Origin of the sequence: Pelagibacterium xiamenense (assembly GCF_021166475.1) — a bacterium.
In the GTDB taxonomy this organism is placed as follows: domain Bacteria; phylum Pseudomonadota; class Alphaproteobacteria; order Rhizobiales; family Devosiaceae; genus Pelagibacterium; species Pelagibacterium xiamenense.
The window spans coordinates 70,289-83,872 of sequence record NZ_JAJOYS010000004.1 but is presented as its reverse complement, the minus strand read 5'-3'; the positions used below and the strand labels follow the sequence as shown (position 1 = coordinate 83,872).

At 63.0% G+C, this 13,584-nt stretch carries 20 protein-coding genes and 1 tRNA gene; 11 read left to right on the top strand and 10 right to left on the bottom strand.

What is annotated here, in order from left to right; all coding sequences use genetic code 11:
- Window positions 1-63 precede the first annotated feature (63 nt).
- The 4 genes from LSG43_RS15595 to LSG43_RS15580 all read right to left on the bottom strand — a co-directional run bounded on the left by LSG43_RS15595 (window position 64) and on the right by LSG43_RS15580 (window position 3,462).
- Window positions 64-921 carry a sigma-70 family RNA polymerase sigma factor gene (locus LSG43_RS15595; RefSeq protein WP_231805887.1) on the bottom strand — a complete coding sequence of 286 codons (858 nt, stop codon included), beginning with the start codon at window positions 919-921 and terminating at the stop codon, window positions 64-66.
- 4 nt (window positions 922-925) lie between these two features.
- A complete protein-coding gene (locus LSG43_RS15590; protein WP_231805885.1) occupies window positions 926-1,384 on the bottom strand; it encodes a carboxymuconolactone decarboxylase family protein in 459 nt (152 codons plus the stop codon).
- A gap of 98 nt (window positions 1,385-1,482) precedes the next feature.
- Window positions 1,483-2,658: a D-alanyl-D-alanine carboxypeptidase family protein gene (locus tag LSG43_RS15585; protein WP_231805883.1), complete on the bottom strand. Its 1,176-nt coding sequence runs from the start codon at window positions 2,656-2,658 to the stop codon at window positions 1,483-1,485.
- 111 nt (window positions 2,659-2,769) lie between these two features.
- Window positions 2,770-3,462: a helix-turn-helix transcriptional regulator gene (locus tag LSG43_RS15580; RefSeq protein WP_231805881.1), complete on the bottom strand. Its 693-nt coding sequence runs from the start codon at window positions 3,460-3,462 to the stop codon at window positions 2,770-2,772.
- 84 nt (window positions 3,463-3,546) lie between these two features.
- Between LSG43_RS15580 and LSG43_RS15575 the strand changes: the two genes are divergently transcribed.
- The gene (locus LSG43_RS15575; RefSeq protein ID WP_231805879.1) at window positions 3,547-4,146 is read left to right on the top strand and encodes a DJ-1/PfpI family protein; all 600 of its coding nucleotides are present in this window, start codon (window positions 3,547-3,549) and stop codon (window positions 4,144-4,146) included.
- Window positions 4,147-4,269: 123 nt separating this feature from the next.
- Complete coding sequence (locus LSG43_RS15570; protein WP_231806187.1) at window positions 4,270-4,599, top strand: winged helix-turn-helix transcriptional regulator; 330 nt, start codon at window positions 4,270-4,272, stop codon at window positions 4,597-4,599.
- Window positions 4,600-4,621: 22 nt separating this feature from the next.
- On the opposite strand, the gene LSG43_RS15565 is transcribed toward LSG43_RS15570, so the two are convergent.
- A tRNA-Leu gene (locus LSG43_RS15565) sits at window positions 4,622-4,708 on the bottom strand.
- Window positions 4,709-4,899: 191 nt separating this feature from the next.
- Between LSG43_RS15565 and LSG43_RS15560 the strand changes: the two genes are divergently transcribed.
- Together LSG43_RS15560 and LSG43_RS15555 are read left to right on the top strand one after the other, a co-directional pair.
- Complete coding sequence (locus LSG43_RS15560; RefSeq protein ID WP_231806185.1) at window positions 4,900-5,481, top strand: YqaA family protein; 582 nt, start codon at window positions 4,900-4,902, stop codon at window positions 5,479-5,481.
- Window positions 5,482-5,499: 18 nt separating this feature from the next.
- Window positions 5,500-6,024, top strand: coding sequence for a disulfide bond formation protein B (locus LSG43_RS15555; RefSeq protein WP_231805877.1), 525 nt, complete (start codon window positions 5,500-5,502; stop codon window positions 6,022-6,024).
- A 15-nt stretch (window positions 6,025-6,039) separates the two neighbouring features.
- Here LSG43_RS15555 and LSG43_RS15550 read toward each other — a convergent pair whose 3' ends face one another.
- The 3 genes from LSG43_RS15550 to LSG43_RS15540 form a co-directional block, all read right to left on the bottom strand.
- Window positions 6,040-6,597 carry an HNH endonuclease gene (locus LSG43_RS15550; protein ID WP_231805875.1) on the bottom strand — a complete coding sequence of 186 codons (558 nt, stop codon included), beginning with the start codon at window positions 6,595-6,597 and terminating at the stop codon, window positions 6,040-6,042.
- Between the two features lie 116 nt (window positions 6,598-6,713).
- A complete protein-coding gene (locus LSG43_RS15545) occupies window positions 6,714-7,364 on the bottom strand; it encodes an alpha/beta hydrolase (protein WP_231805873.1) in 651 nt (216 codons plus the stop codon).
- A 15-nt stretch (window positions 7,365-7,379) separates the two neighbouring features.
- Window positions 7,380-8,018 carry a DNA-3-methyladenine glycosylase family protein gene (locus LSG43_RS15540; RefSeq protein ID WP_231805871.1) on the bottom strand — a complete coding sequence of 213 codons (639 nt, stop codon included), beginning with the start codon at window positions 8,016-8,018 and terminating at the stop codon, window positions 7,380-7,382.
- A 64-nt stretch (window positions 8,019-8,082) separates the two neighbouring features.
- Between LSG43_RS15540 and gluQRS the strand changes: the two genes are divergently transcribed.
- Complete coding sequence (gluQRS, locus tag LSG43_RS15535) at window positions 8,083-8,937, top strand: tRNA glutamyl-Q(34) synthetase GluQRS (protein WP_231805869.1); 855 nt, start codon at window positions 8,083-8,085, stop codon at window positions 8,935-8,937.
- 2 nt (window positions 8,938-8,939) lie between these two features.
- On the opposite strand, the gene LSG43_RS15530 is transcribed toward gluQRS, so the two are convergent.
- Window positions 8,940-9,899 (bottom strand): NAD-dependent epimerase/dehydratase family protein, encoded by a 960-nt coding sequence (locus tag LSG43_RS15530; protein ID WP_231805867.1) that lies wholly within the window; start codon window positions 9,897-9,899, stop codon window positions 8,940-8,942.
- A 92-nt stretch (window positions 9,900-9,991) separates the two neighbouring features.
- Here LSG43_RS15530 and LSG43_RS15525 point away from each other — a divergent pair, with 92 nt between their 5' ends.
- The 6 genes from LSG43_RS15525 (at window position 9,992) to LSG43_RS15500 (ending at window position 12,938) form a co-directional block, all read left to right on the top strand.
- A complete protein-coding gene (locus LSG43_RS15525) occupies window positions 9,992-10,882 on the top strand; it encodes a LysR family transcriptional regulator (RefSeq protein ID WP_231805865.1) in 891 nt (296 codons plus the stop codon).
- Window positions 10,883-10,970: 88 nt separating this feature from the next.
- Window positions 10,971-11,171: a twin transmembrane helix small protein gene (locus LSG43_RS15520; protein ID WP_439652049.1), complete on the top strand. Its 201-nt coding sequence runs from the start codon at window positions 10,971-10,973 to the stop codon at window positions 11,169-11,171.
- Entirely contained in the window at window positions 11,172-11,762 is a 591-nt protein-coding gene (locus LSG43_RS15515) for a cob(I)yrinic acid a,c-diamide adenosyltransferase (protein WP_231805861.1), read from the top strand.
- 26 nt (window positions 11,763-11,788) lie between these two features.
- The gene (locus tag LSG43_RS15510; RefSeq protein ID WP_231805859.1) at window positions 11,789-12,472 is read left to right on the top strand and encodes a rhomboid family intramembrane serine protease; all 684 of its coding nucleotides are present in this window, start codon (window positions 11,789-11,791) and stop codon (window positions 12,470-12,472) included.
- A gap of 75 nt (window positions 12,473-12,547) precedes the next feature.
- On the top strand, window positions 12,548-12,736 hold the full coding sequence (locus LSG43_RS15505; protein ID WP_231805857.1) for a putative motility protein: 189 nt from the start codon (window positions 12,548-12,550) through the stop codon (window positions 12,734-12,736).
- A 10-nt stretch (window positions 12,737-12,746) separates the two neighbouring features.
- Window positions 12,747-12,938 carry a hypothetical protein gene (locus LSG43_RS15500; RefSeq protein WP_231805855.1) on the top strand — a complete coding sequence of 64 codons (192 nt, stop codon included), beginning with the start codon at window positions 12,747-12,749 and terminating at the stop codon, window positions 12,936-12,938.
- On the opposite strand, the gene LSG43_RS15495 is transcribed toward LSG43_RS15500, so the two are convergent.
- Complete coding sequence (locus LSG43_RS15495; RefSeq protein ID WP_231805853.1) at window positions 12,935-13,582, bottom strand: TlpA family protein disulfide reductase; 648 nt, start codon at window positions 13,580-13,582, stop codon at window positions 12,935-12,937. The genes LSG43_RS15500 and LSG43_RS15495 overlap by 4 nt on opposite strands.
- Window positions 13,583-13,584: the final 2 nt, after the last annotated feature.

The window sequence follows — 13,584 nt, the reverse complement described above, 5'->3', positions numbered from 1 at the left end:
CGCAGCGTTCGATGGGCGGCACCCGCAGGCGGTGGCGCTCAGGCCCTTGCGGAATATCACGCTCTAACCATCGAGGTGGCGCAGCTTGTCCGGGTTACGGACAATATAGATCGCGGTGATCTTGCCGTCCGCGATATCGAGCGCTGTGGTTTGCAGGGTGTTGTCGATCTCGATGGTGATGAAACCGGGCAGGCCGTTGATGTAGCAGTAACGGACGAGTTGCGACATCGATCTGGCGAAGATCTCGACAGCCACTTTTTCGTGCGCCCGCACCACGGGCTCGATGCCGACGATCGGCTTGAGCGCGGCGGGCTTTACACCGCCGCCGTCGGAGTGCGCGATAACGTCAGCCGAGAGCAGAGCGCGCAGCTGGGTCGTATCACCGTTTCGCGACGCCTTGAAAAAGGCCGCTGCAATATCGAGGCCCTGCTGCCTTGGTACGTCGAAGCGCGGGCGGTCGGCGCGGACGCGCGTGCGGGCGCGGCTGGCGAGCTGGCGGCAGGCTGTGGGGGTGCGCCCGAGCGTTTCGGCGACCTCCTCGAAGCCGACACCGAAAACGTCGTGGAGGAGAAAGGCGGCGCGTTCGAGTGGGGAGAGCCGCTGCAGCGCCATCATCAGAGGCAAGGTGACGTCCTCGATCTCCTCCTCGGCTTCGACAACGGGCTCAGGAAGCCACGGGCCGATATAGGTCTCGCGCCGGTGCCGGGCGGATTTGAGCTGATCGAGGCACAAGCGGGTGACGACGCGGCGCAGGAACCCCTCGGGTTCCCGCACCGCCTCGCGATCAGTGGCGAGCCACCGGATGAAGGCGTCCTGAACCACGTCCTCGGCGTCCGCGACCGAGCCGAGCATGCGGTAGGCGATGCGGATCAGGCGCGGGCGCAGGGGATCGAAGTGCGTTGCGGCATCCGGCTGGCCCATGATCTCAAGCAGCCTTGACGTTGCGGACCACGGTATCGGGGAGCCTGAACCCTATATTGAGCCGGTTGAAAGAGTTGATCGCGACGATCATCATGGCGAGCTTGATCCGCTCTTCGTAGGTGAACTGCTCGTCGACCATCTCGTCGACCGTTTCGTTCGGGTGACCCTGGGCGATGCGGGTGAGCGCCTCCGTCCAGGCCAGGGCGGCACGCTCGCGCGGCGTATAGAGCTCGGATTCACGCCAGGCGTTGAGCAAGTAGATGCGATCCTCGGATTCGCCTTTGGCGCGGGCTTCGCGCGAGTGCAGCGTGATGCAGGGCGCGCAGCCGTTGATCTGGGATGCGCGGAGTTTGACCAGTTCCACGAGGCTCGGCTCGAGCCAGCTCTGGGCTTGCTTGCCGAAATCGATCAGCGGGGCGAAGAGCTCGGGATGGACGTGGTAAGGGTTGGGGCAGTTGGCCATGGATCGTTCCTTTGGTTTCGGGTTGGCTCCCGAATGTCAGGACGAGACAGCCCCATGCAGTGTGACATGGCGGGCGAAAAAACGCGCCTGATCCGACGCTAGAATTGCGGACGTGGAGGCGGCAGTTGCGTTTGGCCGGAGCTGCCGCCGTCGAGGCTCACGAAGCTGCCGTCTCCAGCGGGCAGTGCCTCGTCGAAGCCGCCGAGAGCATAAGTCGGGGTTGCGGGAAAACCGGCGGGACGTGGGCGAGGCAGTGGAACATTGCGCAGGCGGCCGAGAACGGCGAGGCTATAGGAGCGCGTGGTGACGTCGTCGGTGAGATAGCTTAACTCGCCCTCGAGCCCGAGCGGGAATTCCTCCATGCGCGCCTCGTTATAGTCGGAGGCATTGGCGCCGCAAATTCTGGGGCGCATGTCGACCGGGGCAATGCCCGGCGCGTTGGCGAGGGTGACGATGGTATTGCCGGTACCGCGATAGCCGCCGGCAAAGCCGGAAAAGAGCATCTGGGCGGTCATTTCGCCGCGCTCGCGGGCCGAGGAGGCCCCCAGCGTGATCGCCATCAAATGACGGCCGTTACGCGCGGCGGTGGCGACGATATTGAGGCCCGACGAACATACATAACCCGTCTTCATGCCGTCGGTGCCGAGGAATTTGCTCAGGAGGACGTTGTTGGATTCCATGGTATTGCCGCCATGGGTTACCGCTTCGGTGGCGAAGATCGCATCGTATTGCGGGTAACGGGCGCGGATGGTCAGCGCGAGAATCGCGAGGTCGCGCGCCGATGTGACCTGGGCGGGGTCGTGCAGGCCGTGCGGGTTGACATAGTGGGTCGCGGTCATGCCCATCTCGGCGGCGCGCGCGTTCATCATTTGAACGAAGCGCTCCTCGGTGCCGCCGACAGTCTCGGCGATAGCGACGGCGATGTCGTTGGCGGATTTGACGATGAGGGCGTAAAGCGCATCCTGCATCGTGATCGCAGTGCCTTCAGGCAGGCCGAGTTTGGAGGGCGGGACCGAAAGGGCGTTGGCCGAGGTAATGACCGGGCTTGAAAGGCTCACCTGGCCGGACTGGATCGCATCGAACGCCAGAAGCGCGGTCATAAGCTTGGTGAGCGAGGCGGGATGCCAGGGCGTGCCGGCCTCGTTCTCGTAGAGCACTTCGCCCGACTGCATGTCGACGAGCAGTTGCGGAATCGCGAATGCGGGGGCGAGGCTGGACAGGGCAAGCGTGAGCGCGAGGCTCAGCGATACCATGGTGCGCCGGACGAGTTTCACCGGTGACCGTCTCCGTTGATGATGATGTGCGCGCCTTGACGGCGTTGATAGCAAGGCGATTGTGGCAGAACAATGCCGGGTGAGGCGTTTCCACCCTTTCACGCCAACGCCCTAGCGCAAATCGGGCAGGTTGTTGCGGGCAATCCACGCGCTCAAGAGCGTCTGGCGGCGTTTAGGCATCCTTTCGTCCGTTACCCTCGCCTCGAGGATGCGGGAAATCGCGAAACTGCGAAAGTCGTTGCGCAGCGTGCAGTGGGCGAGGAGCATCTGGCCGTCGTCGCGATAGCCGAGCGCGACGGGCCAGACGTCGCGGGTGGTCACGGCGTCGTTGCGGTCCTTGTAGCCCAGGTGGATGACACGTTCCTCGCGCAGCGCGCGGCGCATGTCGGCAAGGCGGCCGGCGATCTCGGCGTTGCGGCTGGGGAAGGCAAAGAGCGCAACGGCATCCATTTCGTGGCGCTTTTCTGGTGGTAGCGCGGCGATCAGCTTGGCTTCGGCATCGCGGGCGGATGCCGCCAGGTCCAGGTCGGGGCCGTGGATCATGCCGCGCAGGCCGAGGACGAGGGCTTCGAGTTCGGGGGTGGAGAAGGTCAGCGGCGGAAGCCAGTACTCGGCGCGGACGATGTAGCCGATGCCGGCTTCGCCATCGATGGCGGCGCCCATGGATTTGAGCGCGTTGATGTCGCGGTAGATCGAGCGCTTGGAGACGCCCATTTCCTCAGCAAGGGTCTGGGCGCTGACCGGCCGCTTGCGGCGGCGCAGGGCCTGCATCAGTTCAAGCAGTCTCTCGGAGCGGGCGGGCATGGATGATCATGATCCTGCTGACAAAATCCGGCACATTCTCGCGCAACCATAGCGGTATCGAAAGAGCCATCAAGGAGACGAAAAATGACGAGGTTGGCAATTTTGCTGACCGAAGGGTTTGCGGATTGGGAATGCGCACATTTGATGGCGTCCGGACGGACATATTTCGGGATCGAGATCGTCGTGGCGACGCCGGGCGGCGCTCCGGTTGTGTCCTCGGGCGGGCTACGGGTGACGCCGGATGCGGATGCCGATGCGGTCGGTCCGGAGGGGTGCGATGGCATCGTGATCTGCGGTGGGACGATCTGGCAAAGCGATGCGGCGCCCGAAATTTCGGGCCTGGTGGACCGCTTTAGGAAGGCTGGCAAGCTGGTGGCGGGGATCTGCGACGGCGTTCTGGCGCTGGCCAGGACCGGGGCGCTCGATGAAACTCCGCATACGGGCAATGACGTCGAGCAGCTCAAGGCCGCTCCGGGCTACAAGGGTGCGGCGGAATATGTGGATCGTTCGCGGGCGGTGCGGGCTGAAGGGCTGGTGACGGCTTCGGGGCTCGCCCCGGTCACGTTCATGGTCGAGGTCTTCAACGAGCTTGGCTACGGAGGGGACGAACTCGATGCCTATAGCGGCATGCTGGCAGCGGAGCATCAGGCCGCATGTGACGTCGGGGCTGGTCACTATCGGTAACTTGGGCTAGATTAGGTAGTCCAGAGCAAAGCCGAGAGTACAAAAGTGTCCCAGACCCAGCCCGCGCAGCGCCAGAAGTTTCCCGTCAAGGCGGACTCCGGATCGGGAGACCTGACCACCTGCATGGCGATGAGCGACATCCTCAACCGGATTGGCGACAAGTGGAGCGTGATGGTGGTGGCGAGGCTCGGCGGGGGAACGCAACGGTTTTCCGAGCTGCGGCGCTCGATCGAAGGGATCTCCCAGCGCATGCTGACCCTTACGTTGCGCAATCTCGAGCGGGACGGGCTGGTGACACGAACGGTTTACCCTGAAATTCCGCCGCGAGTGGAGTACGCGCTGACCGAACTCGGCGAGACGCTAATCGGGCCAATCAATGCGCTCTGGGCGTGGGCCGAGGCGCATGGCCAGGACATCGAGCGGGCCCGGAGCCGGTTCGACGCTGCGCAATAGCCGAAGATTTGGTGAAGCAGGGTGGTGCGGGCGGTCGGAATCGAACCGACACTCTGTTTCCAGAACCAGATTTTGAGTCTGGCGCGTCTACCAGTTCCGCCACGCCCGCAGCGACGCGCCGGACTATAGGTATTCGCGGGCCTGCGTCAATCGGTGTTTGTGTCCCATTGCGGGGATTTGCGCGCTGGCGTATCGATAAACACGATGGCGGCGCCTTATTGGTGTCCGTTTCGCCGTGACGATCGCGATAATAGAGGCACCGGCCTGGGCTGGTGCGCCAAGCCGGAGTTCAATCAGCCGATGCTGCGCCGCCTTTACGACTGGGTGATGGGGCTTGCCGCCGGGCGCCATGCCCCCACCGCCCTTGCCGGGGTGAGTTTTGCCGAAAGCTCATTCTTTCCTATCCCGCCTGACGTGATGCTCATCCCGATGGTTGTCGCCAAGCGCGAGTCCGCGTGGCGAAACGCGACGATCTGCACGGTCGCCTCTGTGGTCGGAGGCATTTTCGGCTATGTGATCGGTGCGTATCTGTTCGAGCCATTGGCGCAGCCGGTCATCGCATTCTACCACTATCAGGATGCGTTCGCCGAGCTTCAGGCATGGTTCGCCGATTACGGACTTTTGATTGTCTTCGTGGCCGGGTTTACGCCTATTCCCTACAAGGTATTCACCATCGCTTCGGGGTTTGCCGGTCTTTTTCTGCCGGTCTTCATCCTCGGGTCGATTCTTTCGCGCGGCGCCCGTTTCTTTCTGGTGGCGGGGCTGCTTTACTTCTTTGGAGCGCCGATCCGCGACTTCATCGAAAAGCGCCTGGGGCTGGTTACGGCGGTCTTCGGCGTTCTTCTGGTGGGCGGGTTCGTCGCCATCAGGCTACTGCCGTAGGAAATCAGAGACCAAGATATGACGCACCACGCTCCGCAAACCGTAGGGCCCAACCGGAACCGCGCCAACGCTGCCTTCACCATCGGGCTGTTCACCATCCTGGGCGCGCTCGCTTTTCAGTATATCGGTGGGCTTTATCCCTGCGAATTGTGCCTCACCCAGCGCTGGCCATACTATATCGGCCTGCCCCTGCTCGCGGTCGTCGTCTTTGCATGGGAAAAGGTGCCTGAACCGTTACGCATTGCGCTTACGGCGGTTGTTGGCGGGCTTTTCGTCTGGGGCACCTACGTTGCGGTCTATCACGCCGGGGTCGAGTACGGCATTTTCGAGGGCCCGCAGAGCTGCACCGGAACCGGGGACACAGCGGTAAGCCTAGACAGTCTGGGAGATCTCAGCGGCGCGCAGATTGTCCCGTGCGACGCCGTGCAGTTCGAAGTGCTCGGGATTTCGCTCGCGGGGTTCAATGCCGTCATCTCGGCAGCAATCGTTATCCTTTTGGCGATGAGCATTTGGGGGCAGGTGGCACGCCGGCGCGTGGCGTAACGGCCCGAACATGGATCAGGGTTCGAGCTCGATATCCCAATAAAGGAAGTCTAGCCAGCTATCGTGCAGGTAGTTGGGCGGGAAGGCGCGGCCGTTGTTGTGCAAATCGTGCACAGTCGGCTGGAACGGCGCCTGCATGGGGATCATGCCGATATCCTTGGGCATGCGATTCGCCTTCCGGAGATTGCACGGCGAGCAGGCGGCGACGACGTTGTCCCAGGTGGTGCGGCCGCCGCGCGAGCGCGGAATGACGTGATCGAAGGTCAAGTCATGCTTGGACCCGCAATACTGGCACTGGAATTTGTCGCGGAGGAAGACGTTAAAGCGGGTAAAGGCGGGGTACTTCGCGGGCTGAATATAGTCCTTCAATGAGACGACGCTGGGCAGGCGCATCTCGAAGCTCGGACTTCGCACCACTTTGTCGTAGTGAGAGACAATGTGCACGCGCTCGAGGCAGACCGCCTTGATCGCGTCCTGCCAGCTCCACAAGGACAAAGGATAGTAGCTGAGCGGCCTAAAGTCGGCGTTCAGGACAAGAGCGGGACAGGCTTGTGGCGACACATGAACTGTCACTGACCCCTCCGGGCAATGGACTCAAACGATTCCATACACATATTCTATGCCCGATATGACAGCGCTGTGAAGATTATAAATCAGTTCGGTTGCGCGCCGAGGCCCGGGAGGCGCGCCTATCCCATCACTTCCCTGAGAAAATCGGTCGCCGTTTCCAGACCATCCTGGGCAATGGTGTGGCCAGCGCCGCGCTCGATATAGAGGCGCGAATCAATGCCCAGCCCGGTGAGGAGCGGATGGGCAGCCTGACTGCCGGCAACGGGCACGACCTCGTCCATATCGCCGTGGATGAGTTGCACCGGCGGGTTGGAGCCGATTTCGCTCGCCAGATTGTCGGGCGCTATGATCATGCCGGAAAAGGCAACGATGCCTTTGAGCGGCGTCCTGAGCCGCAGGCCCGTATCGAGCGCCATCATGGCGCCTTGCGAAAAGCCGACGAGGACCGTCTCTGCCGGGCCGAGGCCCGACTGCTCCCACAGGTCTTCGAGAAACTGACGGACGACGGGGCGAGCGGTTTCCGACCCGACGAGGCGGGAGATGTCGCGGTCGAGATCGAGCGCGAACCATTGGTAGCCCATGGGATTGACCGGGCAGACCTCATGCGCGTTCGGAGCGATGAAAAGAGCATCGGGGAACGTATCGCGCCAGAACTGGCCGAGCGCGATCAGGTCGCGGCCGTCCGAGCCATAGCCGTGGAGGAGAACGACGAGTTGTTTGGCAGTGCCCGAGACGGGCTGGAGCATCGGGCCGGAGAGTTTGGGGGTCATGGTGTTCCTTAAGGTCTAGAGCGCATCCCAGGCGTCGGAATTTTTCATTGCCGAGAAATAACGCCAGAACATCAGAGCTGCCGCGCCCCTGTGCGGCGACCAGGGCTCGGCGATGCCGATGAGCGCCTTTGCGGGCGGGAGGTCGGGCAGTTCAAACGCGTGGGCGACGGCCTTTTGTAAAGCGAGGTCGCCGGCGGGAAAGACATCGGGGTGGCCAGCGCAAAAGAGCAGGTAGATTTCTGCGGTCCAGGGACCGATTCCCTTGAGCTTTGTGAGGGTGGTGATGGCGTCCTCGGCGGGAAGGTCCTCGATCCGGGCGAAGTCGAGTTCGTTGGCGGCGACGGCTTCGGCAACGCCGCGAATCGTTTGGTATTTGCTGCGCGAAAGGCCAGTGGCGCGCAGGGTGGGTTCATCGAAGGAGAGATAGGCGTTTGCCTCGATCGCGCCGAGCGCCTCGACGCGCCCCCAGATCGCGCGGGCGCTGGCGACCGAAAGCTGCTGGCCGCATATGATACGCGCCATGCCCTCGAAGCCGCGTGGGGCGGTGCGCAGCGACACGGCACCGGCGCGAGCGATGGCCCGGGCGAGGCGTTCGTCCTTTTTCGCAAGGCCCTCGAGGTGAAAGGACAGCGCCTCTTCGGTATGGAGGCGCATTGGTGTGTCGGGAGCGGGCATGGTAAGGGACAGGCTTTCCTCGTTTTCGTCCGGCGGACAGCAAGTGACGGTATCTCAACCGATTTTTCGTTTCGCGCCAAGCCCGAACGGGTACCTGCATCTCGGGCACGCCTATTCGGCGCTTTTCACCGATCATTGGGCACGCGCGATGGGCGGGGTGGCGCTATTGCGGATCGAAGACATCGATACGGTGCGGTGTCGACCCGAATTTGTCACAGCGGCAATCGAGGACCTGGCGTGGCTCGGGCTGAGCTACCCGCAACCGGTGCGGCGCCAGTCGCGGCACTTTGCCGATTATGCAGCGGCAGCGGACATTTTACGGACCAAGGGGCTGCTCTACCCGTGCTTCTGCTCGCGCAGCGACATCCGGACGGCGAGCGACGGGCGCACCGATCCCGATGGCGCGCCGATCTATCCGGGGACATGCAAGGGGTTGACCGGCGCGGAGCGGTCGGCGCGGCTGGCGGCGAGGGCGCCGGCGCAGTGGCGGCTGGATATGGCGGCGGCGATCGAAGCTGCCGGAGGTCTCGGGATCGCGCACGCGGAGCCTTCGCCGGCCGATCCTGTGCGGATGCGGGAGGCCGATCCCGGGCGGTGGGGGGACGTGGTCGTGGTGAGGAAGGACACGCCGACGAGCTACCATCTCGCGGTAACTGTCGACGATGCGGTACAGGGCGTGACGCATGTGACACGCGGGATGGATCTTTACTGGTCGACCGATATTCACGTCCTCCTGCAGGCGCTTTTGGGGCTGACGTCGCCGGTCTATTGCCACCATACGCTCGTTCGCGATCCACACGACGAAAAGCTGGCGAAATCGCGCGGCTCACAGAGCCTGCGCGACTTGCGGGCGCTCGGATGGCAGCCGGAGGATATGCGTGAGCGGCTGGGGTTCTAGGCTCACGCCGCCTTCTGCCCCCTGGCGAAGAACGGTGCGACCGCTTTGGCAATGGCCTCGTCATAGGGCGTGCCGAACTCCGGGCCGAGGATCGCGTCGAGGCGGTCGTCCCTCAAGCGCATTTCGTAGTCCCATAAGTAGCGCATTTTGACGACCTCGCGCAGGACGGGCATGACGAAACCAGCGAGTTTCAGCGTCGTCCAGGGTGTCGAGACGAGATTCAGCTTGCGCTTGGCGGCGCGCTCGATGGCGGCGAAGGTCTCGTTGGGGGCGACGAAGTGGCCGCCGAAGTGGAAGTTCTCAAAGGTGCCGAAGGTTTCGCGTTTTTCGGCGAGGATCGCGAAGGCCTCGGCGAGGTCGGGGAGGTAGGCCCAGGCGTGGCGCGTTGTGCGCTTCGAACTCAGCGCCACTTTGCCCTTTGCAGCCTCGCGCAGCACCAGAGCGTCGAGGATGGTGCCGTCGGTGTTCGGGCCGTAGAAATCTCCGGCACGGAGGATGATCGCCTGAAACGCCCCGGCGGCGCTAGCCTTCCGGATCTGCTCTTCCATGCGCACGCGAATGGCGCCGCGCGGGGTCTGCGGGTCCTGGCGCAGGTCGGGTGTGACGACTTTGTCGGTTGCCTTGTAGCTGTAGATATTGCCCGGGAAGAGCAGCGTTTTGTCATCCCCCGAGACGGCCTCGATGACGCGGGCGTTGAGGGTTTCGGCGGCGCCGTCAAACCACTTGTCGTAGGGGAGGTTGAGCCCGTTGAAGACGACGCCGGATTGGGCGGCGGCGGCTTTCATGTCGCGTACCGAATCTGCGTCGCCTTTGATGAATTCGACGCCTGCGATGGGGTTCTTGTTCGACCGGCCGAAGCCGATGACGCGCCAATGGCGGGTAGCGAAGGCTTTGGCGACGGCCTGGCCGATATGGCCATTGATTCCGAGGATGGTGATCGTCTTGTCTTTGCTCTGAGGCATTGTCCTGCTCCGTTCGTACGGTTGACAATGCGATATTGGTCTATTCATATAAGAATGAGAATTGGCGATAATTGCAGAGTGACTATTCATTGATGAATAGTGTGTCGGACTGGACCTTGTGGCGAAGTTTTGCGGCTGTGGCCGAGCACGGGTCGCTCTCGGGTGCGGCCCGGGCCCTTGGCGTTTCACAGCCGACGATCGGGCGGCATATCGAGGCCCTCGAGGTCGGGCTGGGGGCGAAGCTGTTCGAGCGGTCACTGGCGGGGTTTGCGCCAACGGAACTGGGACTGCGGGCATACGAGCCGGTGCGGCAAGCCGCGCAGGCCCTGGCGGAGGCCGAGCTCTATGCGGCGGGGTCGAGCGCCGTGCTCGAGGGCGCCGTACGGATCACCGCATCGGTCGTGATGTCGCACTACACGCTGCCGCCAATGCTGCGGCGGCTGCGGGATGAATTTCCCGATATCGCGCTTGAGGTCGTGCCGACGGATTCACCGGAGAATCTTTTGATGCGGGAGGCGGATATCGCGGTGCGCATGTTCCGGCCGACGCAGCTCGATCTGGTGACGCGCAAGGTGGGAGAGAGCCCGATCGTCGCTTGTGCGCATGAGAGCTACGTCGCCACGCATGGCGTGCCGGCGACGCTGGACGAACTCAGAGCGCACGAGCTTTTGGGCTTCGACCGGTCGGAGGTCCTGATTTCGGCCGCACGGGCGCTGGGGTTCTCGCTTAAGCGGAGCGATTTCGCCATCCGTTGCGACAGTCAGAGCGCGCTCTGGGAGATGGCGAAGGCGGGGCTGGGGATCGGGTTCGCGCAAAAAACCATCATCAATCGGACGCCGGGGATGGTCGCGCTCGATCTGCCGCTAGCCATTCCGCCGCTCGAGGTGTGGCTTACGAGCCACCGGGAACTCTACGGCGCTCGGCGCATTCGGGTTGTCTATGACAGGCTGGCCGAAATGCTTTCCGTCTGGCTTCGGGCGTGACCATTTGCGCGTGGCTGCAAATTCAGGCATGACCTAGAAAAAAGGCGCGCGCATTGCCGATGCGCTGAGCGGGGAAACGCATATGGAAATGTTCGTCAATATTGCCCTCGTTGCGGCCGTCATCGCGGTGGCGGTGATCCTGTTCATGGGGCTTTACAACATGTTCAAGGGCGGGTCGGGCAATCGCAGCCAGCAATTGATGCGGGCGCGGGTGATCATGCAGGCGATCGCGGTGCTCTTGCTGATGGCGGCGCTTTACTTCTTCGGCGGATCGGGACCCGGGTCGTAAATGGTCAAGCTCAACAAGATCTATACCCGCACAGGTGATGACGGCACGACGGGGCTGGTGGACGGCCCGCGCCGGCGCAAGGACGATCTGCGGGTGGAGGCATTCGGGACGGTCGACGAGGTCAACGCGGCGATCGGCATGTGCCGGCTGCACACCAAGGATATGGCGCGGGTGGATTCGGCACTGGGCCGGATCCAGAACGACCTCTTCGATCTGGGCTCGGATCTTGCGACGCCCGGGCCTGACGATGGGCGCAAATACGCCGCACTGCGGATCACCGAAAAGCAGGTGACCTGGCTCGAGGGTCAGATCGATCGGCACAACGAAGCGCTCGAGCCGCTGACATCGTTCGTGCTGCCCGGCGGTTCGCCATTGGCGGCCAACTGCCATCTGGCGCGCACGATCGCCCGGCGGGCGGAGCGGGTTGTCGTGGCGCTTGGTTCCGAGGAGGCGATCAATCCCGAGATCCAGCGCTATCTCAACCGGCTTTCCGATCTGCTTTTCGTCCTCGGGCGGCTTGCCAACGCAAACGGAACAAAGGATGTTCTGTGGGAGCCGGGACGCAATACGGGCACTTCGAAAGAAGGGTGAAGCCGGCATAGGAGGATTTGCCGGCGATGTTCCTACCGCTCTATGACAGCAACAAGATCGCCCATATTGAATTTCCGTATGTCAATTACGGGATATTGGGCGTCACTACCCTCGTCTTCCTATTCCAGTATGTCAGCGGGCCGGACGGGCTCTATTATTCCCATATCTCGTTCGGGATGATCCCGATCGTCGTGCGCGACCTCGTGCCGGCGCCGCTGCCCTGGCTGCCGGACCATGCGACGCTTTTGACCTACATGTTCCTGCACGCGGACTGGCTGCATCTGCTTTCGAACATGCTGTTCCTGTGGGTTTTGGGGGACAATGTCGAAGACGCGCTCGGGCATGTCCGCTATCTGCTCTTTTATCTGGCCTGCGGGGTGCTCGCCGCGCTGTTGCACCTTCTGATCTTCGCCAGCGACAACGGGCCGCTTGTCGGCGCCTCGGGTGCGGTCGCGGGGGTGATTGGCGCCTACATCCTGCTCTATCCTCATGTTCGGGTGTTCGTGCTTTCGCGCATCGTTATCACGCTGCCGCTGGCGTTGCCGGCCTGGGCGGTGCTCGGGCTCTGGATCGCGAGCCAGCTTTTCTACGTGATGGTGGGGAGCGACGATGGTGTCGCGTGGTGGGCTCATATAGGGGGTGTAGCGGCAGGAGCAGTGCTTGTCGTCGTGTTCAAGCGCAGGGAGACGCCGCTTTTCGGCGGCGGTTAATCTTTTCGTAAAGGTCTTGTTTAGACCGGCGCCTTAGGGTGTTGCCGACGCAGAATGCGAGAAGGACCCGCCAGAATGAGCGATGTAGCCGCGACGGCGGTGGCGTTGACCCAGGCGCAAACCCAGCACACAGCGCAGATTCTGATGCTCAAGAAGCAGCATGAAATGCAGCAGTCGATGATCGACATGCTCGCGCAGTCGGTTGAGGCGGCCAAGCCGCCCGCGCCTTCGGGGCAGGGCACGGTCGTCGATAAATCGGCGTGAGTGGCGCACGATGATCATTCCGCACGCGGCCCCGGTCATTCTTCACCGCATGGCCATCATGGAAGCCAGGGAGCATTCCGCGACCGGTGCGCTTATCGCAAAGTTTCGCGGCGATGCGATCAACAAGGCAACGATCGAACGGTTGAACGCGCTCGATAAGCCGCAGGTCGGAATATCTGCGCGGTTGGATAAGACGGCCTAAATCTCCAGCAGCGTTTCGACCACGCGCCTGCCATCGTCGCTGTCCCAGTGTGCCGGCCCTTGCAGCACCGCTATTTCGCAGCCCCCCTCATCGACCAGAACCGTCGCGGGGAGACCCAGGGTCACCGCTTCGTTCCGGAGCCGCTCGAAGACCTTGTACGAAGGGTCTGCGTAAAGCGCGAGATTGTCTGCGCCGATTTCGTCGAGGAAGCTTTGGGCGGCGGTCGGGCCGTCGGACCCGAGATCGAGACTGATGGCGACGACTTCGAAACTCTCCCCGCCATACTCGGCCTGGATGGTGTCCAGATCGGGCATTTCCTCGCGGCAGGGTGCGCACCAGGTGGCCCAGAAGTTGACCAGGAGCTTTTTGCCTGAAAGATCGGCGAGGGTCATGGCGTTGCCCCCGGCGTCGATAAACGCAAGATCGGCGAAGTTGCGCCACTCGGTAGACGGCAGGAGGGCGGCAAGTTCGCCGGTCGCTGCGTCATCGATCGCCTGTGCGGCGTCGGCGCGTGCGGGGCATGCCGCTGCGACCCCGGTGCCGCCATTGCTAACCCAGACTGCGGTCGCTATAGCTACCGCCGCACCGAAAAGCCCCGTGCCCGCGAGTATGGAGCGGCGCTTGTTTTTGGGTGTGTCGTTCATGG